16 protein-coding genes and 1 pseudogene are annotated in these 23,658 nt (G+C 71.6%); 4 read left to right on the top strand and 13 right to left on the bottom strand.

The genetic code is table 11. The features are described from left to right. Positions 1 to 60 precede the first annotated feature (60 nt). The 4 genes from ACJ9NR_RS26085 to ACJ9NR_RS26070 form a co-directional block, all read right to left on the bottom strand. Positions 61 to 816 (bottom strand): AIM24 family protein, encoded by a 756-nt coding sequence (locus ACJ9NR_RS26085; protein WP_412493356.1) that lies wholly within the window; start codon positions 814 to 816, stop codon positions 61 to 63. An 18-nt stretch (positions 817 to 834) separates the two neighbouring features. Continuing rightward, on the bottom strand, positions 835 to 1,515 hold the full coding sequence (locus ACJ9NR_RS26080) for an AIM24 family protein (RefSeq protein ID WP_412493355.1): 681 nt from the start codon (positions 1,513 to 1,515) through the stop codon (positions 835 to 837). 11 nt (positions 1,516 to 1,526) lie between these two features. Continuing rightward, positions 1,527 to 3,230, bottom strand: coding sequence for a TerD family protein (locus ACJ9NR_RS26075; RefSeq protein ID WP_412493354.1), 1,704 nt, complete (start codon positions 3,228 to 3,230; stop codon positions 1,527 to 1,529). A gap of 229 nt (positions 3,231 to 3,459) precedes the next feature. Further along, positions 3,460 to 4,056, bottom strand: a complete 597-nt coding sequence (locus ACJ9NR_RS26070) for a M48 metallopeptidase family protein (protein WP_412493353.1) — start codon at positions 4,054 to 4,056, stop codon at positions 3,460 to 3,462. Positions 4,057 to 4,316: 260 nt separating this feature from the next. On the opposite strand from ACJ9NR_RS26070, the gene ACJ9NR_RS26065 reads away from it, so the two are divergent. Then, entirely contained in the window at positions 4,317 to 5,519 is a 1,203-nt protein-coding gene (locus ACJ9NR_RS26065; protein WP_412493352.1) for a TOMM precursor leader peptide-binding protein, read from the top strand. Continuing rightward, the gene (locus tag ACJ9NR_RS26060; protein ID WP_412493350.1) at positions 5,512 to 6,873 is read left to right on the top strand and encodes an ABC1 kinase family protein; all 1,362 of its coding nucleotides are present in this window, start codon (positions 5,512 to 5,514) and stop codon (positions 6,871 to 6,873) included. The genes ACJ9NR_RS26065 and ACJ9NR_RS26060 overlap by 8 nt, the downstream gene beginning before the upstream one ends. A 109-nt stretch (positions 6,874 to 6,982) precedes the next feature. Here ACJ9NR_RS26060 and ACJ9NR_RS26055 read toward each other — a convergent pair whose 3' ends face one another. From ACJ9NR_RS26055 to ACJ9NR_RS26040, 4 genes are all read right to left on the bottom strand, one after another. Next, on the bottom strand, positions 6,983 to 7,306 hold the full coding sequence (locus ACJ9NR_RS26055) for a putative WhiB-interacting protein (RefSeq protein WP_412493349.1): 324 nt from the start codon (positions 7,304 to 7,306) through the stop codon (positions 6,983 to 6,985). Further along, positions 7,303 to 7,671 (bottom strand): WhiB family transcriptional regulator, encoded by a 369-nt coding sequence (locus tag ACJ9NR_RS26050; RefSeq protein ID WP_412493348.1) that lies wholly within the window; start codon positions 7,669 to 7,671, stop codon positions 7,303 to 7,305. Before ACJ9NR_RS26050 ends, ACJ9NR_RS26055 begins: the two co-directional genes overlap by 4 nt. A gap of 175 nt (positions 7,672 to 7,846) precedes the next feature. Continuing rightward, positions 7,847 to 8,161: a hypothetical protein gene (locus tag ACJ9NR_RS26045; protein ID WP_412493347.1), complete on the bottom strand. Its 315-nt coding sequence runs from the start codon at positions 8,159 to 8,161 to the stop codon at positions 7,847 to 7,849. Between the two features lie 165 nt (positions 8,162 to 8,326). After that, positions 8,327 to 10,579, bottom strand: coding sequence for an ATP-dependent DNA helicase UvrD2 (locus tag ACJ9NR_RS26040; RefSeq protein WP_412493346.1), 2,253 nt, complete (start codon positions 10,577 to 10,579; stop codon positions 8,327 to 8,329). A gap of 146 nt (positions 10,580 to 10,725) precedes the next feature. Here ACJ9NR_RS26040 and ACJ9NR_RS26035 point away from each other — a divergent pair, with 146 nt between their 5' ends. Next, positions 10,726 to 10,983: a mycoredoxin gene (locus ACJ9NR_RS26035; RefSeq protein ID WP_412493345.1), complete on the top strand. Its 258-nt coding sequence runs from the start codon at positions 10,726 to 10,728 to the stop codon at positions 10,981 to 10,983. Between the two features lie 837 nt (positions 10,984 to 11,820). On the opposite strand, the gene ACJ9NR_RS26030 is transcribed toward ACJ9NR_RS26035, so the two are convergent. Next, positions 11,821 to 13,524 carry a recombinase family protein gene (locus ACJ9NR_RS26030; RefSeq protein ID WP_412493344.1) on the bottom strand — a complete coding sequence of 568 codons (1,704 nt, stop codon included), beginning with the start codon at positions 13,522 to 13,524 and terminating at the stop codon, positions 11,821 to 11,823. Between the two features lie 66 nt (positions 13,525 to 13,590). On the opposite strand from ACJ9NR_RS26030, the pseudogene ACJ9NR_RS26025 reads away from it, so the two are divergent. Beyond that, a pseudogene (locus tag ACJ9NR_RS26025) lies at positions 13,591 to 13,668 on the top strand (NrdH-redoxin); the annotation flags it as partial. Positions 13,669 to 13,739: 71 nt separating this feature from the next. Here ACJ9NR_RS26025 and nudC read toward each other — a convergent pair. The 4 genes from nudC to ACJ9NR_RS26005 all read right to left on the bottom strand — a co-directional run bounded on the left by nudC (position 13,740) and on the right by ACJ9NR_RS26005 (position 23,555). Then, entirely contained in the window at positions 13,740 to 14,684 is a 945-nt protein-coding gene (nudC, locus tag ACJ9NR_RS26020) for an NAD(+) diphosphatase (protein ID WP_412493343.1), read from the bottom strand. 157 nt (positions 14,685 to 14,841) lie between these two features. Further along, the gene (locus tag ACJ9NR_RS26015; protein ID WP_412493342.1) at positions 14,842 to 16,254 is read right to left on the bottom strand and encodes a dipeptidase; all 1,413 of its coding nucleotides are present in this window, start codon (positions 16,252 to 16,254) and stop codon (positions 14,842 to 14,844) included. Between the two features lie 10 nt (positions 16,255 to 16,264). After that, positions 16,265 to 19,921 (bottom strand): ATP-dependent helicase, encoded by a 3,657-nt coding sequence (locus ACJ9NR_RS26010; protein WP_412493341.1) that lies wholly within the window; start codon positions 19,919 to 19,921, stop codon positions 16,265 to 16,267. A 100-nt stretch (positions 19,922 to 20,021) separates the two neighbouring features. After that, positions 20,022 to 23,555, bottom strand: a complete 3,534-nt coding sequence (locus tag ACJ9NR_RS26005) for an ATP-dependent helicase (protein ID WP_412493340.1) — start codon at positions 23,553 to 23,555, stop codon at positions 20,022 to 20,024. Positions 23,556 to 23,658 lie beyond the last annotated feature (103 nt).

Below are 23,658 nucleotides of genomic sequence, written 5' to 3'. Positions count from 1 at the left end.
CCGCCATGCGTAAGGGGCGCCCGCACGTGCGGGCGCCCCTTACATCTGCTTTCCGGAGGCTCAGCTCCAGACGTTCCCCTGGTTCTGCGCCCGCGCTCCGTGCTGGCCCATGCCGTACTGCGCGGCGAGTCCGGAACCGATCTGGGCGTTCTGCGGCGGCAGCAGCTCACTCGGCTGGACGAGCGCGAACCCGCTGCCCATGAAGCTGAGCTCCCAGCCCTCACCGGTGTTGCCGCGGCGCCGCCACACCCCGGAGGAGTGCGTCTGGGCCTGCATCTGCACGCGCAGGCTCGTCGACCAGGCGACGATCGCGTCGGCGTCGCAGTTGACGTACTTGTCGGGCGTCACCTGCATCATCAGCGGCGCGCCCGAGGTCATCAGGGCGACCTTGCCGCGGCCGGTGATGTTCAGCTGGTACTTCCCGGAGCCGGAGATGCCGTACTGGCTGTCGACGGCGATGACCTCGTGGTGCAGCGAGGAGTCCATCGCGAGCACGTAGCTGCTGTCGACCGTCAGGCCGTCCTGGTCCACGTCCACCACATGGATGTGCTGGGCGAGGTTGGCGAAGAAGACCGTGCCCTGCCCGTGGCAGCGCATCAGGCTGAGACCCTCGCCGGTGGCCGCGCGCGCGTACGCCTGCTGGGTGCTCTGGTACTCCGCGTCGAACTCCACGAGCCCCTGGTAGGCGACCATGGTGCCCTTGCGGGCCAGGATGTCGTCGTGGCCCTGCAGCGTGACCCGCAGCATCTGCTTGTTCTGCAGGCTGTAGCGCTCCTGGGACTGCGAGTCGTTGAAGGCGAAAAGCGGACTCTGCATGGTGTTTCTGGCTCCCCCTCAGCCCCGGAACCGCAGGCGGTCGGTGCTGTCCTCGCTGGGCTGGACGACGACGATGCCCTGACCGGAGAAGGCCATCTGGTAGGCCTCACCGCTGCCGCGGCCGATCAGCGACTGCGCCTTGAAGCTGCGCTTGCCCTTCACCTTCAGGTTCGGGGACCAGGCGACGAGCGCGTCCGGGTCGACGTAGGTCTCGTCCTCCCCGCCGCCGCAGTCGACGACGATCGGCGTGCCCCGGGAGGTCAGCGCCACCCAGCCCTGCCCCGAGATCCTGGTGTTCCACAGACCCTGTCCGGCGAACTTGGCGAGCCCCTTCACCCGCTCCACGCCCCAGGTGAGGGACGCGTCGAAGGCGAGCAGGTTGGTGGCGTTGACGGAGATGCCGTCGCCGTTGAGGTTGACCACGACGACATCGGCGCCGTAGTCGGCGAGGTAGAGCAGTCCGTCGCCGGAGCACTTCATCAGGGGCGCGCCCTCCCCGGTGATCCAGTCCCGGGCGATCTGGCGCACGGCCGGCGGGTTGGGCTCGTACTGGATGAAGCCTTCGTAGGCGACCATCGACCCCACGCGCGCGAGGAGGTCGTTCCCGGTCTGCATGGCGACCTTCAGCATGTTGTTGCCGTGGTTCTCCATGCGCGCGGTGACGGGTGCGGGGGCGTAGCCCGCGAGCGGCTGGTTCATGACGGGCTCCCTCAGACCTCGTAGGGCTGTACGACGACGAAGTTGCCGGGGGCGGCCCGGAACTGGAGGTTGACGCTCTCGCCGGTGTCGCCCGGATAGGCGTTGCGGCGCATGCGGACCTGGCTGGAGACGATCACCTGGGCAGCCGCCGACCAGGCCACGACGGCGTTGCAGTCGGCGAAGGTGGTCGGCGTGACCGGCAGCACCACGGGCGTGCCGTGCGTCTTGACGACGATCGTGCCGGTCCCCTGGAACTGCATCGTGAACAGTGCGCCCCCGGGGATGCCGTGTCCCTCGATCCGGCGGACCTCGTACTGCAGGCTCTCGTCGAAGGCGAGGACGTTCTCGGCGGAGACGCAGATCGCGTCACCCTGGAGTTCGATGGGGTGCAGGTGGGTGGCGTTCTCGGCGAGGAAGACCTGGCCCTGGCCGGTGCAGCGCATCAGCTGCATCTCCTGGCCGGTGGCGTTGCCCACGATCCGGCCGGCGAACCCGGCGCCCTTGTAGCCGAAGTCGACCTTGCCCTGGTAGAGCACCATGCTGCCCTGCCGGGCGAGCACGGGCTGGCCGCCGATGCCGAGGTCGACGCGGACGAGCTTCTTGTTCTGCTGCGTCCAGCGCTGCCCGGTGGGTGTCTCCTTGAACTTCTGCAGCGCGGCGGTCACTCCGGCGCCGCCCTGGGGCGCGCCCTGCGGGACGCCATAGCCCTGCTGCGCCGGGACCTGCCCGGGGGGCGGCTGCTGGCCGTAGCCGGGCGGCGGGGCCGGCTGGCCGTAGCCGGGCGGCGGAGTGGGCGCCTGGGGCGCGTGCGGCGCCTGGGGCTGGCCGTAGCCGGGTGGCGGCGGCGCGCTCGGAGCACCGGGCCGGCCGTACGGCTGCTGCTGGGGCGGCTGGCCGTACGGAGCGGGCGCCGGACCGGGAGGCGGCACCGGGGCACCGCCGGGCGGGGTCATCGGCGCGATGATGGTGGGCGCGGCGTGCACGTTCGGAGCCGCGGCGGGCGCGGGGGCGGGAGGCGGCGTGTGCCCCGGAGGCGCGAAGCCCTGGGGAGCCGGGGCGGGGGCCGGAGCGGGCGCCGGTGCGGACGGGGCCGAAGGGCCCGGCGGGGCGCCGAAGGCGGGCGGGGCGAAGCCGGGCGCGGCGCCGGTCTGCGCCTGCTGCGGGGCGGGCGCCCCGGGCTGCTCCTCCTCGGCGACCTCGCCGCCGAAGTTCTTCAGCAGCGCCTCGAGGCCGCCGTCGAAGCCCTGCCCGACGGCGGCGAAGCGCCACACGTCCTTCAGGTAGAAGTCGCCCAGCATCACGGCCCTCTCCGTGGAGAACTCCGAGCCGTTGAAGGAGTACCGGGCCACCTCCTCGCCGCCTGCGACGATGCGGATGTATCCGGGGGCGATCTGCGACATCTGCCCGGCGCCGTCGAGGGCAGCCGTGAACGACAGCTTCTGGATCCGCGCCGGGATCTTGTCGAGCGTGATCCGGAAGGACTCCGTGTCCCCGGCCTGCGCACCCAGGAGCTGGATGGACTCCTCGGGCGACTTCGGCTGGTTGAAGAAGACGAAGTAGCGGTCGTCGGAGAGCCGTTCGTCGGCGTCGAGACCGAAGCAGCTGATGTCGAAGGTCAGTCCGGGACCGCTGATCTGCACGCCTACGTACAGATCCGTGCCCGCGGTGAGGTCACTGATCCTGGCCTTGTGGCCGCGTTGGAATTCCCTGGCCATGCGTAACGACCGTCCCCCATCCCGAATGTGAGTGCGTCGCGCCAGGCTAACGGCAAACCCGGACACCGGAGGAAGTCGGTACCGACCCGGTACACAACGGCCACCCCCCTATGGGGCGGGCCTCCACCCCTTACGGGGGCCGTCCTCATGCTCCTTGGGGCCGTCCTCACCCTCCATGGGGCCGTCCTCACCCTCCATGGGGCTGTCCTCACCCTCCATGGGGCTGTCCTCACTCTCCGCGGGCGCCCGGCAGGTGCGGCAGGCGCTCGGCGGCGACCACGCCCTCGAGGTACCCCCGGGCCCGCTCGGTGCGCGGATAGGCCTCCAGCAGACGCCAGAAGCGCGGCCCGTGCCCGGGGACGAGCAGATGCGCCAGCTCGTGGACGAGCACGTAGTCGACGACGTACTCGGGCATGCCCTGCAGCCGGTGGGAGAGGCGGATGCTGCCCTCGGACGGGGTGCACGACCCCCAGCGCGTGTTCTGGTTGGTGACCCAGCGCACCGAGGTGGGCCGGGCGCGTCCGCCGAAGTGCTGGTCCGACAGCCGCTCGGCGCGCTCGGCCAGCTCGTCGTCGCCCAGGACCTGCTTGCTCTCCTGGGCGGCCAGCTTGTCGAGCATGACGGCCACCCAGCGCTGCTCCTCCGCCTCGGACATCCGGGCAGGGATGAGTACGACGGTGCGATCGCCCTCGCGGTACGCGGAGACCGTCCTGCGTCGACGGGCGCTCCTGCGGACCTCGATCGCGCTCGCCCCCGAGCCGCTCGGCGGCTGGCTCGTCGTACTGCGCTGTGGCGTTCGGGCGCTGTGCAGTGGGTCGGCGGGCACGCCACGACGTTACCCGCTGTACCTGGGGGAAGTCCCGACTCCGGGACGGTTCCGTGCCGATCGCCCACCAGGCGTCTGATTCGTATGACGAATGCTCGGAGGTTGTGGACAACTTTCGACGGCTGTCGGCCGGTTTGGGCATGCTGGTTCTCGCCGCGGGAGCCACGACCGGGCTCCGCGGACGGAGATGTTCGACGGGGATGTTCTCACTAGGCTTACGGGGGCCTGTCATGGATGCGATGGTTCCGGTTGCTCCTGCGATGAAGACCGCGCTGCGGCGCGGCTGGCGCGACCTCAACACCGTCCAGTTCGGGATGGCGCCGGCCCACGCGCTGACGCTGGGCCCGGTGGACACGGCGACGGGCAGCTTCCTCGACCTGCTCAACGGCACCCGCGGGCTGCCCCTCCTGCGCGAGGAGGGGCGCCGCATGGATCTGCCCGACGGTCACGTCGACGCACTGGTGCGGCGGCTGGCGCGGGCGGGTCTCCTGGACGACGCCAAGGGCGGCGGGCCGGACGCCGACGAGCTGCGCGGCAGCAAGGAGGCCATGGACCGGCTGCGTCCGGACCTCGGCTCGCTGTCACTGGTCACCACCGGACCCGGCGACGCGATGCGGCGGCTGGCCGCGCGCCGCTCACTGCGGGTGCAGGTGCGGGGCGCGGGCCGGGTGGGCGCCACGCTGGCCTCGCTGCTGGCGGGCGCGGGGATCGGAGAGGTCGACGTGCGGGACGTGGGCCGGGTGGAGGCGGGAGACGTGTCGCCGGGCGGGCTGCCGGCCGGGGCCGTCGGCGAACGCAGGGAGGAGGCCGCCCGGCAGGCCGTGCGCCACTCGGCGCCGTACCGCCCGCGGCGCCGCCACCGCAGCACACCGCTCTCGGCCGGCGAGCCCGGCTTCTCCCTGGTGATCCTCGCTCCACGCGACGACGCCGCCGTGCACGCACCCGCGCCGTCCGGCGCGGAACCGCTCATCGCCTCGGGCACACCGCACCTCTACGCCGGCGTCGTGGAGGCGACCGGCGTCGTCGGCCCACTGGTGCTGCCCGGCGAGACGGGCTGCGCGGGTTGCCTGCACGAGGCGCGCACCGGCCGGGATCCGGCCTGGCCCCGCCTGGTGGCACAGTGGCATTCGGGCCCGCCGCGTCCGGCCCGGGCCTGTGATGTGACACTGGCCACAACGGTCGCGGGACTGGCGGCCGCGCACGCGCTCTCCTTCCTGGACGGGCAGGTCCCGACGAGCGCCGGCGCGCGCTGGGAGGTTTCCCTCCCGGGCCTGACCTGGCACGCACGGCCGGTCCCCGCGCATCCGGCATGCCCGTGCGGGGCCGCGGAGAAAGGTAAGGGAGAACACATCTCAAAGGACGAGGAGTCACACGGGACAATGGAGGGGCAACGGTCGCCGAAGAAGTTCTGCCGTGAGGCGGACCCGGCGCGGCCGGCAGGGACTTGGAGGGCGCATGTCTGATCTTCCGCGCAAGGCGGTCACCCGGACCGCCAAGCTCGCCGCGCTCCCGCTCGGCTTCGCCGGGCGGGCGACCTGGGGAATCGGTAAGCGGATCGTCGGCGAGTCCGCGGAGATCGTCGGCCGCGAGCTGCAGCAGCGCACGGCGGATCAGCTGTTCAAGGTGCTCGGCGAGCTCAAGGGCGGCGCGATGAAGTTCGGCCAGGCGCTGTCCGTCTTCGAGTCCGCGCTGCCCGAAGAGGTCGCCGGCCCCTATCGGGCGGCGCTGACGAAGCTGCAGGAGGCGGCGCCGCCGATGCCGACCAGCACCGTGCACCGGGTGCTCGGCGAGCGGCTCGGCGAGGACTGGGCCGACCTCTTCCTGGAATTCGAGGACAAGCCCGCCGCGGCGGCCTCGATCGGGCAGGTGCACCGCGCGGTGTGGCACGACGGCCGCGAGGTGGCGGTCAAGGTGCAGTACCCGGGAGCCGGCGAGGCCCTTCTGTCCGACCTGAGCCAGTTGAGCCGTTTCGCCCGGCTGCTGGGTCCGCTCATCCCCGGCATGGACATCAAGCCCCTGATCACCGAACTCAGGGACCGTGTCTCGGAGGAACTGGACTACGGCCTGGAGGCCCAGGCCCAGCAGACCCACGCCGAGGAGTTCACCGACGACCCGGACGTGGTGGTGCCCGGCGTGGTCCACCAGTGCGACCAGGTGCTGATCACCGAGTGGATCGACGGCGTCCCGCTGTCGGAGATCATCACGGACGGCACCCGGGAACAGCGAGACCGGGCCGGTCAGCTCCTGGCCCGCTTCCTCTTCTCGGGCCCGGCCCGCACCGGACTGCTGCACGCCGATCCGCACCCGGGCAACTTCCGCCTGCTGCCCGGCGGACCGAAGGGTGAGAACGACTGGCGCCTCGGCGTCCTCGACTTCGGTACGGTCGACCGCCTCCCGGGCGGCCTGCCGGCCCCCATCGGCGACTCCCTGCGCATGACTCTCGACGGCGAGGCGGAGGCCGTCTACGAACTCCTCTGCGCGGAGGGCTTCGTCAAGGAGTCCATAGAGCTGGACCCGGGCGCCGTCCTCGACTACCTGCTGCCGATCATCGAACCGGCCAGGGCCGACGAGTTCACCTTCACCCGCGGCTGGATGCGCAGCCAGGCGGCCCGCATCGCCGACGTCCGCTCCCCCGCCTACCAGCTGGGCAAGCAGCTCAACCTGCCTCCGGCCTACCTCCTGATCCACCGGGTCACGCTGAGCACGATCGGCGTGCTGTGCCAGCTGGGTGCGACGGTGCGGCTGCGCGAGGAACTGGAGGAGTGGCTGCCGGGCTTCGTCGAGGAGGAGGACGAAGGCGAAGCCGCCGAGGCGTGATCCGCGCCTCCGCCCGAACGCGCCGCGGGGGCCGGTCCGTTCGCACGGACCGGCCCCCGCGGGGAGCTTCCGCCTCCCGTGTGGAGGCAACCGCTTCAGCTGTGTTCGCCTACTGCATGACCGCCACGGCCAGCGCACGGCGGGCACGGAGCGAGGCGCGCTCCGCCCGGCGCTGCATCCGGCGGGCCACCACCAGGCTCAAGGCCCGGCGTTCCTGCTCGGCCTCATGCAGCCGGTCGTGCATATGCGCACGAGCCAGGGCTTCTGGGATGAGTTGCATCTCTCGGGTCCTGTTCTGGCGCGAGCCGGTCGCGCCGGTGGTGGTGACATCTTCGATCGCGGAGCCGGTGGGCTCGTTGGTGGACGGCTTCATCGGGGCCTGCTTCTCGGGGTCGTTCGTGAGGGGACGGTCGATCGTTCCTGCGGTGTTCATGCCGTGACCGGGTTCTTGCGCGGGCGGCCACGCGGCCGCTTCCGGGCGACGACGACACCCTGGACGAACAGCTCGCCACCCCAGACGCCCCAGGGCTCACGCCGCTCCTTGGCGCCGGCGAGGCAGGCCTCGATCAGCGGGCAGGTGCGGCAGAGGGACTTGGCGTACTCGACGTCGGCCGGCGACTCGGCGAAGAAGACCTCCGGGTCGTAGGAGCGGCACGGGACGGGTACGCCGAGGTTCTCGATGGCGTCGTCGAGCGCGGTGAGCGCGGTGAGCGGGATCAAGGCGGAGTCCTCCGTGGGGCCGGGCTTGGGAATCGCGTCTGAAGGCGGTACGGACGGGGCGTGCGCTTCGAGTTGCACGATTGGTCTTCCTCGTCTGGTCGTTCCGGCCCTGTGGGGCCGGTGGTCGGCTGGTACCGGGTTCTTTTCTTGTCCCGAGGCCCCTTCGCTCCGTCGTCCCCGGGTGAGGGAAAACAGAAGGGCCGCGGATCCCGGATGGGGTTCCGCGGCCCTGAGGCGCCGGCCTGATCAAGGATCAGGCTGGATCACTCCAGGGATCTGGCCCACGGAAGGCCCACATCAGGTGGTGCTGCGTCGTCTGCTTCCGGCTGCCGGCACCGGCCGCCGCAAAGGCATAGGCCTGTGCCTGCGCCTCTACTGCTTCCAGTGCCTTGATCGGTCGCTCATTGCACTCACGGACGGGAAGGCCCGCGAGAGACACGGGGGCGGACGCCGGACCGGCGGCAGGGATGCCGGACAGAACGGTGCCCTGGTCGGAAACGCCGAGCATGCACGCGGAGACGACCGAGCGATCGGTCAGTTTGGCGGTGCTGTTGCTGATGCTGATCACTTCAATCGCCTCCTCTCGGCGTCTCGGGGGACTGGGATGAACCAGTCCGACGGATATGCAAGTAGAACACGGAATCGGAGCCTCCGAGAAGGCCTCCGTCCCCGTGGACAAGAACCTATGGGGATTGCTGGGGCAGGCGCAAACTATTTTCTCGACGAGTTTGAATCAGTCCCGTTCGCCGTCCTCCCCGAGCTCGCGGCCTGCACAGAGGGCCAGGACATCGGCACCGTAACGGGTCAGCTTGCGCATGCCGACCCCGGGAATCCGTGCCAGTTCACGCTCGTCGTCGGGGACGGCCTCGGCGATCGCCATCAGCGTCTTGTCGGTGAAGACGCAGAAGGCGGGCTGCCCGCTGCGCTGCGCCTGGACCGCGCGCCACTCGCGCAACCGCTCGTAGAGGCCCTCGTCCATGTCGGAGGGACAGTCCTCGCAACGCATCAGCTTCATCTCGCCCGCATCGGTGAGCGTGCGCCCGCACACCCGGCAGCGCGCCGGGGTGCGCTCCCTGCGTCGCGGCACGGCGGCCGGCGTCCTCGCGACGCCGCGCTCGACTCCGCCCGCGCCCCCTGCGGCGGTGCGGCCGGCGCCACCGGTGGACCCCGGCCGCAGTCCGTCCAGGAATCGGCTGGGCCGGCGGTTGGGGCGGCCGCCGGGCGAACGGGACAGCGACCAGGAGACATGGAGGTGCCGGCGGGCCCGGGTCACGCCGACGTAGAGGAGGCGGCGCTCCTCCTCGATCTGCTCGTCGGTTCTGGCGTAGGTGATCGGCATCATGCCCTCCGCGACACCGACCAGGAAGACGACGTCCCACTCGAGACCCTTGGCCGAGTGCAGGGAGGCGAGGGTGACGCCCTGCACGGTCGGGGCGTGCTGAGCGCCCGCCCGTTCGTCGAGCTCCGCGACGAAGTCGCCGAGGGTGGCGCGCGGTGCGGCGGCGGCGAAGTCGTGCGCGAGGTGCACGAGGGCGGCGAGGGATTCCCAGCGCTCACGCACCGCGCCGGACCCGGCCGGAGGCTCGGACGTCCAGCCCTCGCCGGACAGCACGGCACGCACCTGGGAGGGCAGGTCGACGGCGTCGTCGAGGAGGGAGTCGTTGCCCCCGAAGCGGGCCGCGCCGCGCAGCGCGACACCCGCCTTGCGCACCTCGGGGCGGTCGAAGAACCGCTCGGCGCCGCGCAGCTGGTAGGGGACTCCGGCGTCGGCCAGTGCCTGCTCGTAGGTCTCGGACTGGGAGTTCGTCCGGAACAGGATGGCGATCTCGCCGGCCGGGACGCCCGCGTCCATGAGCTCGCGGATGCGGTGGGCGGCGCCCTCGGCCTCCGCGGGCTCGTCCGTGTACTCGGTGTAGGCGGGCTCGGGGCCCGCCTCCCGCTGGGAGATCAGCTCCAGGCGGTGGTCGGCGGCGCGGCCGCGGGCCTGGGCGAGGAGGCCGTTGGCGAGGTGGACGACCTGAGGGGTGGAGCGGTAGTCGCGCACCAGCTTGACCACGGTGGCTCCGGGATGGCGGGCACGGAAGTCGAGCAGGTGGTCCGGGGTCGCTCCGGTGAAGGAGTAGATCGTCTGGCTCGCGTCACCGACCACGCACAGGTTGTCCCGCTCGCCGAGCCACAGGTCGAGCAGACGCTGCTGGAGGGGGCTGACGTCCTGGTACTCGTCGACCACGAAGTGCTGGTACTGGGCGCGGACCTGGTCGGCGATGTCGTGCCGGTCCTGCAGCACGGCGACGGTCAGCAGCAGGACGTCCTCGAAGTCGATGACGGAGCGGTCCCGCTTGAGGTCCTCGTAGACCGAGTACAGCTGGGCGATCTCGGCCGGGTCGCGGGGGGATTCGCGGCCGGCCTTCGCGGCGGCGGGCGCGTAGTCGGCGGGGACGGTCTGGGTGACCTTGGACCACTCGATCTCGGCGGTGACGTCCCGCAGCTCGCCCCGGTCGAGGCGGATGCGGCAGGCGGCGGCGGCGTCGGCGACGAGCTGGATCTTGCGGTCGACGAGGCGGGGCATGGAGCCGCCGACCGCTTTCGGCCAGAAGTACTGCAGCTGACGCAGGGCGGCCGAGTGGAAGGTGCGGGCCTGGACGCCGGACGCGCCGAGCTGGCGCAGCCGGCCGCGCATCTCGCCTGCCGCGCGGTTGGTGAACGTGACGGCCAGCACACTGGAGGGCTGCAGGATCCCGGCCCGCACCCCATAGGCGATCCGGTGGGTGATCGCCCGGGTCTTGCCCGTGCCGGCTCCGGCCAGCACGCACACCGGGCCGCGCAGGGCGGTGGCCACCTCGCGCTGCTCGGGGTCGAGCCCTTCGAGCACCGCGTCGGCCGAGTCCGGTACCTGCGGGAAGAGCGTGGAGTGCGTTGCTGCTGTCACACGGCCATGCTGCCAGGTCGCCGGAGACGAGTGCGGCGGTTGTCCACAGGCAGACACCCGCAGTCGTACCAATGCGGCAGGCGTCCGCCCCGATGCGGCAGACGTCACGTCGCGCGGGACACCGCCCGGGGGAATGGTGGCGCTTTCAAGTACGTTCCCCCTGCGAGCACCGATCCCCCTAGTCGCCGAGGAGCGCGAGAGACATGCCGGGCACTGTGACGATGTACAGCACCACGTGGTGTGGCTACTGCCGCCGGCTGAAGAGCCAGCTGGACCGCGAGGGCATCACGTACGACGAGATCAACATCGAGCACGACCCGGAGTCCGCTGCTTTCGTCGAGAAGGCGAATGGCGGAAACCAGACGGTTCCGACCGTTCAGGTAGTTCCCTCCAACGGTGGTACTGAGGTCGTCATGACGAACCCGAGCCTTGCTCAGGTGAAGCAGGCGCTGGGCGCCTGACCCTCGCGAGACGCAGCCCCCGACCAGCCAGACGCTGATCGGGGGTTTTGTGTGCCCAACAGAAGCTCTCAGCGCGTGGTACCAGAGCCGCAGGTTCAGAGCGTGAGCACAGGCCGGGTGACCTGCGCTTTCCCCTTCTGTGCCCTGTACATTTCGGGTTCCCCCGCGATGGTGGCGGGGGAGATGTTGTAGCCGGAGAAGGGAAACCCGAGATACAGGAACACGTGTGTGCGCTGGTGCGCTCTGTCATGAAGCCCGCAGAGAAGTTGATCGGCGCCGCGATGGCGTTGTACGCGGAGTACGAGACACAAGATCATTGGCAGGCTGCGTAGGGCTGGCTGGCTCACGAAGACAGGCAAGGTGCCGGACGGTCCGGTGATCTACCGGCTCACGTTGCCGAAGCAGGGGGGTATGGCTGAGGAGCCATACAACCTACCTACCTTCAAGAGCGACGGCGGTAGGAGTGAGGAGCCAACGGCGAAGATCAAGCCGGTAGGCGAAGAGCGGCCCCCGGCAGGGGCCGACAGGGCGAAGACGAGAAGCTCAAGCAGCCGGCGAAGGTGGGCCGCGCAAGCGGCCCCCAGAAGGAAGACGAAGGGTTTGGCTCCCTTGGGGGCCTTCGGCCCCCTGCTTCTCCTTCGTAGACGTGGAGACGGCCAAGCAGGAGGAGCGCCGTCGACGCTGGTTTGGAGAGCCATACGCAGCTCCCTCGCCGGTGGACTTCGGCTACGACGGCTTGACCGACCGGCTTCAAGAAGCGGGGCACGAGCCGCCGCCCTTCTGATCGGAAGACAGAAGGCCCCAGGTCGGGGGCCTTCCTCGGTTGCTCAGCCTGCATCAGGCAGAGATCGGAACCATCTCGTTTCCCTCTGCTCCCTTGGCTTCCTCCTCAGCCTTCGCCCGCTGCGCTGCCCGCTCCGCATCGAAGTCCTCCCAGCGGCTGACGATCTCCCACTCCACACCCGTGAGCGGCTTCGGCTTCTCGTACGGCTTTCCGTGCAACGAGATCGGCGTGATCGGTGAGAGCACCTGAGAAGACTTGGAGGGCGCGTCCCAGTACGTGATGCCCTGTTGCTTGATGTTCTCGATCAGGTCGCCGGGATCGATGGCCAGGACGTCATGTCCGAAGTACGCCTTGACCTTGTGCTTCTTCAGCCACTCGCGCCGTTCGTCTACGCTCGACCGCTCCCACCACTCCGCGTAGCTCTCGCCCGTACCGGTCCACACGGTCACCGGCTTCGGTCCCTCCTGATTGGTGACCTTCTCTCGGTCCTGGGCAAGGCTGGCGACTTGCGAGGCGTACGCGACGGCGCTGATCTCGTCCTGCTGGAGTTCCTTCAGGAGCTGGTTCATCTTGCCGTCGATCACGGCGAGCTTCGCCGCACGACTGTCGTCGACGGTCGTCTTCGACTCCATCCGTTCCAGGTGGCCGATCTCGCCCAACAGGGCCGACTCCAGCCAGGGATACAAGTCCTCTGCCCAGAACCTCTGCTTCGGGCATGCCTGGATGCCCTTGCTCTTGTTGCCGTGACACCGATACCGCTCGCGCTTGCCCTTGGCCGGGTCCCCCTTCACGAAGTAGAGGGAGCTACCGCACAGCATGCAGAAGGTCACGCCCACCGTCGGCGACGTAGAGCCCTTCTGCTTCTTGTACTTGACCGAGGCGACAGCTTCCGACAGCTTCGTCCACTCCTCCTCGTTCAGTACCGGCTCAGACCGCATGACGGGTGTGCCGTCGTCGTTGCGGACCACGGAGCCATTGGCGCGTACGTACTCCCCGAGCAGGGAGCGGCTGACCAGTACGGCTTGCACTGTGGTCGGCGTCCACCTGGCTCCCCGAGGCTTCGGGTCCGCCAGCCGAGTCGTGCTCTCGCCTGCCGCCGCGCGGATGCGAGCGATGTCCTGAGCCGTGGGCACGCCTTGCTCGTTCAGCCAGTCGGCGACGGCCGAGAAGCTCGGCTTCTCGATGAAGCGCCGGATCATCTCGATCAGCGTCGGGCCGTACTCGGGGTCGAGTTCGAGGGTGAAGCCTGCATCGCCCTTCACCGCTCGGCGCCCGAACGGGACAAGGCCACCCGGCCACCGGCCGGTCTTCCGCATGGTCTCCCGGGAAGCCTTGTTGCGGGCCTTGATGGCGTCCAGCTCGGCCTCTGCCACCACGGCCAGGATCTTGGCGATGGTCTTGCCCCACGGCTTCGAGAGGTCGAATCCCTCCTCGCAGGAGATGAGGCCCTTACCGTTCGCCTCGCACCACTCGATGATGTCCGAGAGGTGGCGGACCGACCGCGCGATGCGGTCGATCTTCAGGATGATGATGTGGTCGAACTGATCCTTCTTGTTGTTGAGCCAGTCCCCCAGGGACGGACGCACCCACGGCGAGATGGACGCCGACACGTCGATGTCGACCGCAAAGTCGACCAGCTCCATTTCCTCCGCGTCGGCCCGCTTGCCGATGCGGGTCCGCTGCGTTTCCTCGCCGGTCTGGTTCTCGTTGCCTACAGACAGACGGACCACGCCAAGCGCCCTGGGCTTCTCGCTCACCCTTGCCCCTCCCCGTTACATGGGCGGCCTCCCCTGGCCGCCAGGAGGGAAGTCTGCAGACCGTACCCGACCATGCTGTTCCCCGACGGCTCGACGCTCACCAACCCGTCGCTGGCGCAGGTCAAGCAGAAGATCGACGCGTAGGCGCCTCGCGTTTCGCCGCGAAGGCGGGCCCTGAGACGGTTCAGGGGCCGCCTTCGCGCGGTTCGGCCCGCTCAGACGAAGCTTCTGGTCGGCAGCGGCTTGCCGTACCACATCTCGATCAGGCGGGCCGCGATGGAGATGCCGTACGGAGGCAGTACCTCGCCGGCTTCGAAGGCGGCACCGAGCTCGTCCCGGGAGAACCAGCGGGCCTCGTGGATCTCGTCGCCGTCGACGGTGATGTCGGTCGAGGTCGCGTGGGCCTTGAAGCCGAGCATGAGGCTGGACGGGAAGGGCCAGGGCTGGCTGGCGACGTACTCGACCTCGCCGACGTCGATGCCCGCCTCCTCCCAGACCTCGCGGCGCACCGACTGCTCGATGGACTCGCCGGGCTCGACGAAACCGGCGAGGGTCGAGAAGCGGCCCTCGGGCCAGTGCACCTGGCGGCCGAGCAGGATGCGGTCGTCCTCGTCGGTGACGGCCATGATCACGGCCGGGTCGGTGCGCGGGTAGTGCTCGGCACCGCAGGCGGGGCAGCGGCGGATGTGACCGGCGGCGGCGATGACCGTGCGCTCTCCGCAGCGGGAGCAGAAACGGTGGGTGCGCTGCCAGTTCTCCAGGCCGACCGCGTGCACCATCAGGCCCGCGTCGCGGGGCGACAGCAGCAGACCGGCCTCGCGCAGGCCCGCGGGGCGCGCGGACTGGTCGATCCGGCCGGGCAGGGCGTCCTTCTGGAGGGCGAAGTAGCTGACGCCGTCCTCGTCGGTGCCCAGGAAGTAGCGGTGGGCCTCGGTCAGGGGCGCTTCGAAGGAGGGGGTCATGACGAGTTCGGTGCGGCCGTCGGCCGTCTCGTCGATGAGGACCTGACCGCCGGAGACCACGAAGCAGCGGGTGGTGGGGTGGCTCCATGCCGCCGCGAGCCATGCCTCGTCGAGCCGGTGGTGGGCCGCGCGGTCGATGCCGCTGGGGGCGGTGAGCGAGATGGGGCGGTCGGCGATGTGGTCGGTCCTGGTGGTCACGGGTGCTTCCAACTCCCCCGGTGGAACGGATTGTTTCGGCGGGCGGTTCGGCGGGACGTGGGTCACGGGCTGACCGGACCCGGTGGGGCCGGGCGGGGCGGGGGCGGTCTCTCCGGTGTGCCCCTCGCGCGGTGCCCCTCCGGGCGGCTCAGGGCGCTCAGGACTCATGGCGCCAGGTCTCGGCGAGGTCGCCCCACAGATGAGCGCTGGTCTCGACGCCTTTGAGGAGCAGGTCGAGCTCGACCTTCTCGTTCGGGGCGTGCCAGCCGTCGGACGGGACGGAGATGCCCAGGAAGAGCACGGGTGCGCCGAGGACCTCCTGGAGGTCGGCGGCCGGTCCGGAGCCGCCCTCGCGCGTGAAGAGGATCTTCTTCTCGAAGGCGCGGCCCATCGCCCGGACCACCGACTGCAGGGCCGGATGGTCCAGCGGCGTCAGGCACGGGCGCGTGGCGGCGCCGAAGGTGATCTCGTGCCGGATCCCGGCGGGCACCTGCTCGGCGGCCCAGGCCCGGACGGCCTTCTCGATGTGGTCCGGGTCCTGGCCGGCCACCAGCCGGAAGGAGAGCTTCACGACCGCCGACGACGGGATGATCGTCTTGCTGCCGGGGCCCTGGTAGCCGCCTGCGATGCCGTTCACCTCGGCCGTGGGGCGGGCCCAGACGCGCTCCAGTGTGGTGTGCCCGGCCTCTCCCTGGGTGGCGTACGACCTGGCGGTGCGCAGCCACTGCTGTTCGTCGAAGGGCAGCTCGGCGAAGAGCTCCCGCTCGAAGGTGGTGAGCTCGGCGATGCCGTCGTAGAAGCCGGGGACCGCCACACGTGCGTGCTCGTCGTGCAGGGCGGCCACGAGGCGGGCCGCCGCGCCGGCCGGGTTGGGGACGGCGCCGCCGAAGGAGCCGGAGTGGATGTCCTGGTCCGGGCCGTGGAAGTGGATCTCGCACTCGGCGAGGCCGCGCATTCCCGTGCACACGGTGGGGGTGTCCTCGGACCACATGCCGGTGTCGGAGACGATCACGGCGTCGGCGGCGAGCCGGTCCGCGTGCCGCTCGACGAGGGCGCGGAAGTGCGGGGAGCCGGACTCCTCCTCGCCCTCGATCAGCAGCTTGAGGTGGACCGCGGGGGCGCTGCGGCCGGTGGCGGCGAGGTGGGCGCGGACGCCGAGCGTGTGGAAGAACACCTGGCCCTTGTCGTCGGCCGCCCCGCGCGCGTGGAGACGGTTCTCACGGACGACGGGCTCGAAGGGATCGCTGTCCCAGCCGTCCTCGCGGGCGGCGGGCTGCACGTCGTGATGTCCGTAGACGAGGACGGTGGGCGCCCCGGGATCGGCGGAGGGCCATTCGGCGAAGACGGCCGGAGCGCCCGGGGTCTGCCAGACCTCCGCGGTCGTGAAGCCGGTCTCCTGGAGCTTGGCGGCGAGCCAGTCGGCGCTGCGGCGCACGTCGGGCGCGTGATCGGGCTGTGCCGACACGGACGGTATGCGCAGCCACTCGGCGAGGTCGTCGAGGAAGGCGGCGCGATGCTGCTCGATGTATGTACGGACGGCGCTGACGGCACTGTCAACGGGCTGGCTCATGGTCACGAGCCTATCGGCCCCCGCCGACATCCTCGTTGGGCGGTTCCTCACAGTTTGCTTGCGCGGCCGGGTCCCCGAGCAGCAGCCGCTCCAGTGCGGCCCGGTCCGGCAGGTCGTCCGGTCGTACGACATCACCCGTGCGTACGTAGACGAACGCCGCGTTGACGGAATCCGGTGGAACGCCCTGCTGCTCGGCCCAGGCGAGGCGGTACAGGGCCAGCTGGAGGGGGTCGGCGGAACGGGTGCGGCCGGTCTTCCAGTCGACGATCTCGTACGTCGCCCCGTCGCCGTCGCCCTCCTTGTAGACCGCGTCGATGCGGCCCCGGACCACGCGGCCGGCGATCGCGAGCTGGAAGGGCGCCTCCACGCGATGGGGCGTGCGATGGGCGTACTCGGTGCGCTCGAAGGCGTCCTTGAGTGCCTGCAGGTCACGCTCGTCGGCGATCTCGGCGTCGGTGCCGGGCAGTTCCTCCGGCTCCAGCACGGGCAGGGTCAGCTCCTCGAAGCGGGCCTCGACCCAGGCGTGGAACCGTGTGCCCCGGCGCGCGGCGGGTTGCGGGGGGCGCGGCATGGGGCGCGCGAGTTCCTGCGCGAAACCGTCCGGGTCGGCGGCCAGGCGCAGCACCTGGGAGGCGGAGAGCGACGCGGGGAGCGGGACGTCCGTGACGGCCTTCCGCGCGCGCATCAGCTCGCCGGTGAGGGCGTCGAGGTCACGGTCCCAGGAGGCGAGGGTGCGGGCCTCCTCGGGTGTGAGGCGGGCGGGTTCGCGCGGAGGGCGGCGGCCTGAGTGCGGGCGGGTGTTCTCGCGGCGCTCCGGCCCATCCGGACCTTTCGGACTCTGTTGATCTTTCGGACCCTGTGGGCGCTTCGGACCTTGTGAGCCTTTCGGACTCTGCGGGCCCTTCGGGCTCTCCGGGGAAGATGCCTGGTGCGGGACGGCGGGGCGGGTGAAGGCGCCCCCATCCACGGAGTCCCCGAGGTCCGTGAAGGGGTCCTCGGCGTCCGTCGGTTCTTCGCCGTACGGCGGTTCCTCGTCGTACGACGGTTCCTCGGCGTACGGCGGTTCCTCGGCGTACGGCGGCGGTGGCCAGTCCGGGTCCATGTGGTCGTCCGGGTCGTGCGTCGCAGCGGGGCGGCCGTCCTCGTGGGAGGCGTGGGAGGCGTGGGTGGCGAGGTCTTCGAGGTACGTCAGGACCGTCTCGGCGGCCGCCCGGCGCCGGGTGAGAGACGTCTCGTCCAGGGGCAGGGGCCACGCCTGTTCTGCGCTCGCCGTGTGCAGCGCCGGGTTCTCCTCGTCCTCGGCCGGTTCGTCAGCCCATGCCTCGATCTCTCCGTACCCGGCCTCGCAGTGCTCGTAGAGGGCCTGCAGGAAGTCGGAGGGGCCACGGGGCTTCTTCTGGGTGGGGCCCCACCAGTGGCCCGAGCCGAGGAGCAGGGAGCGGGGACGGGTGAAGGTGACGTAGCCGAGGCGCAGCTCCTCGGTGTGCTGGTGCTCCTTCATCGCGTCCTGGAAGGCCCGCAGCCCCCGGGAGTCCCAGCTGTCGACATCGGGGAGGGTGGCGGCGTCGCCGCGCAGTTCGTGCGGCAGCACCTTGCCCTGGGCGGTCCACCTCTCGCGGCCCCGGGTGCTGGGGAAGGTGCCGGTGACCAGCCCCGGGACGGCCACGACGTCCCACTCCAGGCCCTTGGACTTGTGGGCGGTCAGCACCTTCACGGTGTTCTCGCCGCCGGGCAGGGCGTTGTCCAGGCCCTTCTCGTACTGGGCGGCGGTGCGCAGGAAGGCCAGGAAGGCCAGCAGCGTGGCCTCGCCGTCGCCCGCGGCGAACGCGGCGGCCGTGTCGAGGAAGTTGGAGAGGGTCTCCCGGCGGCGTGCGGCCAGCGCGTGCGGGGACGCCGACAGCTCCACCTCGAGGCCGGTGACGGCGAGGACGCGGTGCAGGACGTCCATCAGCGGGTCGGACAACGACCGGCGCAGGTCACGCAGCTCGGCCGCCAGGCGCGCGAATCGCACCCGGGCGTCCGGCGAGAAGGGCAGTCCGTCGTCCTCGTGCCCGGTGTCGAGCGGCATCTCCAGGAAGGTGTCGAGGGCGTCCGCGAGCGAGGTCACCTCCGAGGGGTCGATCCCCTCGACGGCCTCGGCGAGCCGGCGGTCCCGGTCGTCGTCGTCCACGCGCGCGTGGGCGACGAGGAGCCGGGCACGCCGCCCCAGGAGGGCGAGGTCGCGGGGGCCGATGCGCCAGCGCGGACCGGTCAGCAGCCTGACCAGTGAGGCGTTGGCGCCGGGATCCTGGAGGACCTCGCAGACGGCGACCAGGTCGGCGATCTCGGGCAGGTGCAGCAGCCCGGACAGACCGACCACTTCGACGGGGACGTCCCGGGCCACGAGCGCGCCCTGGATCTGCGCGAAGTCGGTCGCGGTGCGGCACAGCACGGCGATCTCACCGGGCTCCTTCCCGGTGCCCACCAGGTGGGCGACGGAGTCGGCGAGCCACTCGATCTCCTCGGCGTGGGTGCTCAGCAGCGCGCAGCGCACCGTGCCGTCGCGTTCGGCGCCGGGGGCCGGGCGCAGGGCCTCCACGCCCTCGTGCATGGCGCGCAGCGGCTCCGCGAGGCCGTTGGCCAGGTCGAGGAGGCGGCCGCCGCTGCGGCGGTTCTCGCTGAGCGCCTGCCGGGCGGCGGGCCGGCCGTCGGGGTGCGCGAAGTGCTCGGGGAAGTCGTCGAGGTTGGCCACGGAGGCGCCGCGCCAGCCGTAGATGGCCTGGCAGGGGTCGCCGACGGCGGTGACCGGGTGGCCGGTGCCGCTTCCGAAGAGACCTGCCAGGAGGATGCGCTGGGCCACCGACGTGTCCTGGTACTCGTCGAGGAGGACCACACGGAACTCGTCGCGCAGGATGCGGCCGACCTCGGGGATCCGGGCGAGCTGCGCGGACAGGGCGATCTGGTCGCCGAAGTCGAGGAGGTCGCGTTCGCGTTTCGCGGCGCGGTAGCGGACGACGAGTTCGGCGAGGTCGCGGCGGGCGGCGGCCGCCTTGGGGACCTGCCGCAGGGCGTCGTTGCCGAGCCTGACGTCCTCCAGGGCGCGCAGCAGTTCGCTGTCGTACGCGCGCAGCTCCCCCGGTCCGACGAGGTGTTCGGCGAGTTCGGCGTCGAGGGTGAGCAGGTCGCTGACCAGGTCCGCGAAGGAGCGGGTGAGCGCCGGGTAGGGGCCCGGTGCCTCACGCAGGACGCGTGCGGCGAGCTGGTAGCGGGTGGCGTCGGCGAGCAGGCGGGCGGTCGGCTCGAGGCCGATGCGCAGGCCGTGGTCGGTCAGCAGGCGCCCCGCGAAGGCGTGGTACGTCGAGATCACCGGCTCGCCCGGCGGGTTGTCGGGGTCGATGACGTCCGGGTCGGTGACGCCTGCCTTGACGAGCGCCTTGCGAACGCGCTCGGCGAGCTCGCCCGCCGCCTTGTTGGTGAAGGTGAGGCCGAGGACCTGTTCCGGGGCGACCCGGCCGGTGCCGACCAGCCAGACCACGCGTGCCGCCATCACCGTCGTCTTGCCGGACCCGGCGCCGGCCACGATCACCTGCGGAGCGGGCGGCGCGATGATGCAGGCCGTCTGCTCGGGGGTGAACGGGATCCCGAGGAGTTCCTTGAGCTGATCGGGATCGGTGATACGGGGCGGCACGTCAGAGAGGCTAGCGGCGGCCACTGACAGCGGAGTCCGAATCGGCGCCGGATCGGGGAGCGTCGCAGGTCAGCACGCGTGGTGTGATGAATCACCCACGTCACTCGACCACATGCCGCCCTTCCGGCCGGGCGCTGCAGGACGCCCGGAACGAGCAGTGCGCGCAATGCTGTCCGGCGGTCGGCGTGAAGCGCTCGTCGAGGACCTTGCCGGCCGCGGTGGCCAGCAGCTCACCGGCCCACTCCCCCTCCAGGGGTTCCTGCGCCTGCACCTTGGGCAGCGTCTCGCCGCCGTCCCGCTGGGCGGCGCCCTGGCGGAGCTGGACCAGTTCGGCGCCTCCGGGCTCGGGACGGACTCCGTCGAAGACCTCGTCGACGGCGCCTTCGCGGACGGCGAGCTGGTAGACGGCGAGCTGGGGGTGGCGCTCCACCTCGCGCGCGGTGGGCGCCTGTTTGCCGGTCTTGAAGTCGACCACGTAGGCGCGGCCCTCGCCGTCGGCCTCGACGCGGTCCATGGAGCCACGGATGCGGACCTGGTACTCGCCCGCCCGGAGGGTGACGTCGAAGCCGTACTCGCCGGCCACCGGGGTGCGGCCGGTGCGGTCCATGACGTGCCACTGCAGGAAGCGTTCGAGTGCCACGCGCGCGTTCTCCTTCTCCTGCGCCGACTTCCACGGCGCGTCGAAGGCGAGCGCGTTCCACACGGAGTCCAGGCGCTCCATGAGGACGGCGAGGTCGGCCGGGGTGTGTCCGGAGGCGACCTCGTCGGCGAGGACGTGCACGACGTTGCCGAAGCCCTGAGCGGTCGTCGCGGGGGCGTCGGCCTTCACCTCACGGCCCAGGAACCACTGCAGCGCACAGGTGTTGGCGAGCTGGTCGAGTGCGCTGCCGGACAGCACGACGGGCTGGTCGCGGTCGCGCAGCGGCACCTTGCTCTCGGTCGGCTCGAACATGCCCCACCAGCGGTAGGGATGGGCCGAGGGGACGAGAGGGCGGCCGTCCTCGTCGGCGAGCGCCGCGAGCCGCGCCAGCCGGTGGGCGGCGGCCTCCCTGAGGGTGTCCGAGACGTGCGGGTCGACCGTCGTGGCACGCAGCTCGGCCACCAGCGCGGCGACGGACAGGGGACGGCGCGGGCGGCCGGTGACGTCCCTGGGTTCGACGCCGAGTTCGGTGAGGAAGCGGGAGGGCTGGTCGCCGTCGTCCGCAGGGGCCTTCACGGCGGTGACGACGAGCCGCTCACGCGCGCGCGTGGCGGCCACGTAGAACAAACGGCGCTCCTCCGCCAGCAGCGCGCCCGGGGTGAGCGGCTCGGCCAGTCCGTCGCGGCCGATGCGGTCCGCCTCCAGGAGCGAGCCGCGGCGGCGCAGGTCGGGCCACAGGCCCTCCTGGACGCCGGCGACGACGACCAGCCGCCACTCCAGGCCCTTGGAGCGGTGCGCGGTCATCAGGCGTACGGCGTCGGGACGTACGGCACGCCGCGTGAGGGTGTCGGCGGCGATGTCCTCGGACTCGATCTCCTCCAGGAAGTTGAGGGCTCCCCGGCCGCCGGTGCGCTCCTCCGCGCGCGCGGCGGTCGCGAACAGCGCGCAGACGGCGTCCAGGTCACGGTCGGCGTTGCGCCCCGCGGCGCCGCCACGGCGCGCGGACCGCTCCAGCCGGGTCGGCCACGGCGTGCCCTCCCACAGGTCCCACAGCGCCTCTTCGGCCGTACCACCGCGGGCGAGGCGCTCCCGGGCCCGGCGCAGCAGCGCGCCGAGCCGCTGGGCGCCACGCGCGTACGCGGGGTCGTGCACGGCCAGGCGCTCCGGCTCGGCCAGCGCTCGCCTGAGCAGCTCGTCCGAGGGCGGCGGCAGGGGGTTGCCCGCCGCCCGCTCCTCGTCGCGCAGGGCACGCCCGAGGCGGCGCAGGTCGGCGGCGTCCATGCCGGCGAGGGGCGAGGCGAGGAGGGAGAGGGCGGTTTCGGTGTCGAGCCAGGAAGTGGCCGACGCCGTGAGAGCCGGTTCCCCGGACGGAGCTGCGGCAGAAGCCGACTCCCCGGGCAGAGCTGCCGCAGAGGCCGACTGCCCGGACGGGACAGCCGCAGAGGCCGACTCCCTGGGCGCGACGGCCCCAGAAACCGGCTCCCCGGGCAGAGCTGCAGCAGAAGCCGGTTCCCCGGGCGCGACGGCCCCAGAAGCCGAAGCCCGGGGCTCGACGACCCCAGCCGGTTCCCCAGGGGGGACTTCCTCGGGATCGGATGCCGCCTCCGCCGCGGCCACCGCCCGCAGCGCCGTCAGCAGAGGCGCCACCGCCGGCTCGTGCCGCAGCGGCAGGTCGTCGCCGTCTATGTCGAGGGGGACGCCGGCCGCGGTGAGGGCACGGCGGACCGTCGGGATGGTGCGGGCCCCGGCGCGCACCAGGACCGCCATCTCGCGCCACGGGATCCCGTCCTCCAGATGGGCCCGGCGCAGGATGTCGGCGATGTTGTCCAGCTCCGTGCCGGGCGTCGGGTACGTGAACACCTCGACACGGCCGCCGTCCCGCGCCGGGGTCAGCTCGCGGTGCGCGCGCACCTTCTCGGCGGGGAGGCGGCTCAAGGGCATGCGCCGGGTGAGCAGGCGGGTCGCGGCGAGCAGCGCGGCGCCGGAACGACGTGAGGTGCGCAGGACCTCGACGGGCGCGGGGCGGCCGTCCGCGCGCGGGAAGGCGCCGGGGAACTCCAGGATGCCGCCCACGTCCGCACCGCGGAACGCGTAGATCGACTGGTCGGGGTCGCCGAAGGCGACCAGGGTGCGGCCGTCGCCGGCCAGCGCGTGCAGGAGCCGTACCTGGGCGGCGTCCGTGTCCTGGTACTCGTCCACGAGGACGGCGTCGTACCGCGCGGCGAGCTGCTCGGCGACCTCGGGGCGGCGGGCGAGGAGGACGGCGCGGTGGACCAGTTCCGCGTAGTCGAGCACCCCCTGGAGGTCGAGGACGTCCAGGTACTCGGCGAGGAAGGCGGCCGCGGCGCGCCAGTCGGGGCGGCCGATGCGGCGGGCGAAGGCATCCAGGGCGCCAGGGTCTAGGCCCAGTTCGCGGCTGCGGGCGAGCACCGCGCGGACCTCGTCGGCGAAGCCGCGGGTGGTCAGGCAGGCGCGCAGGTCCTCGGGCCAGCGCACGTGCGCCAGGCCGAGCCGCTCCAGGTCGCTCTGGCCGGTGAGCAGTTCGCGGACCGTCACGTCCTGTTCGGGTCCGGACAGCAGCCGCAGCGGCTCCACGAAGAGGTCGCTGTCCTGGTGGGCGCGGACCAGGGCGTAGCAGAAGGAGTGGAAGGTGGTCGCCTGGGGCGCGTGTGCCGCCCCCAGGCGCAGGGCCATGCGGTCGCGCAGTTCGACGGCCGCCTTGCGGCTGAACGTCAGCACCAGGATGCGCTCGGGGTCCCCGCCACGGGCGATCCGGGACGCCACGGCCTCGACGAGCGTGGTGGTCTTGCCGGTGCCCGGACCTGCGAGAACGAGCAGCGGGCCGGACGCGTGGTCAACCACCGGGCGCTGTGAGGCGTCAAGACGAGGGGGAGCCGGCCGGGTCGGCGGGGTACGCACCAGCCGGTAAGCGCCACTGTTCCCCTGCCGCACCTGTGGGTGCGGCAGGCGCCTGGTGGAGGAAGAGGAGCTCACGTGGTTCGCCGGTCCTGGTGGTTGTGCTGGTTGTCGGACCACCGCGCGTTCAGGACGGTGGTCGGGGGGTGAGCGGGACTGGTGCAGGTGACGCTACGCCGGC

The organism is Streptomyces sediminimaris, assembly GCF_047049295.1.
Classification (GTDB): Bacteria; Actinomycetota; Actinomycetes; order Streptomycetales; family Streptomycetaceae; genus Streptomyces; species Streptomyces sediminimaris.
This window is presented reverse-complemented; position numbering and strand designations above follow the sequence as displayed.

Coding starts and splice junctions, on each gene's coding strand:
- ACJ9NR_RS26085 (WP_412493356.1), bottom strand. CDS start 816: ATGCAGAGTCCGCTTTTCGCCTTCAACGACTCGCAGTCCCAGGAGCGC.
- ACJ9NR_RS26080 (WP_412493355.1), bottom strand. CDS start 1,515: ATGAACCAGCCGCTCGCGGGCTACGCCCCCGCACCCGTCACCGCGCGC.
- ACJ9NR_RS26075 (WP_412493354.1), bottom strand. CDS start 3,230: ATGGCCAGGGAATTCCAACGCGGCCACAAGGCCAGGATCAGTGACCTC.
- ACJ9NR_RS26065 (WP_412493352.1), top strand. CDS start 4,317: ATGAAGACCGCGCTGCGGCGCGGCTGGCGCGACCTCAACACCGTCCAG.
- ACJ9NR_RS26060 (WP_412493350.1), top strand. CDS start 5,512: ATGTCTGATCTTCCGCGCAAGGCGGTCACCCGGACCGCCAAGCTCGCC.
- ACJ9NR_RS26055 (WP_412493349.1), bottom strand. CDS start 7,306: ATGAACACCGCAGGAACGATCGACCGTCCCCTCACGAACGACCCCGAG.
- ACJ9NR_RS26035 (WP_412493345.1), top strand. CDS start 10,726: ATGCCGGGCACTGTGACGATGTACAGCACCACGTGGTGTGGCTACTGC.
- ACJ9NR_RS26015 (WP_412493342.1), bottom strand. CDS start 16,254: ATGAGCCAGCCCGTTGACAGTGCCGTCAGCGCCGTCCGTACATACATC.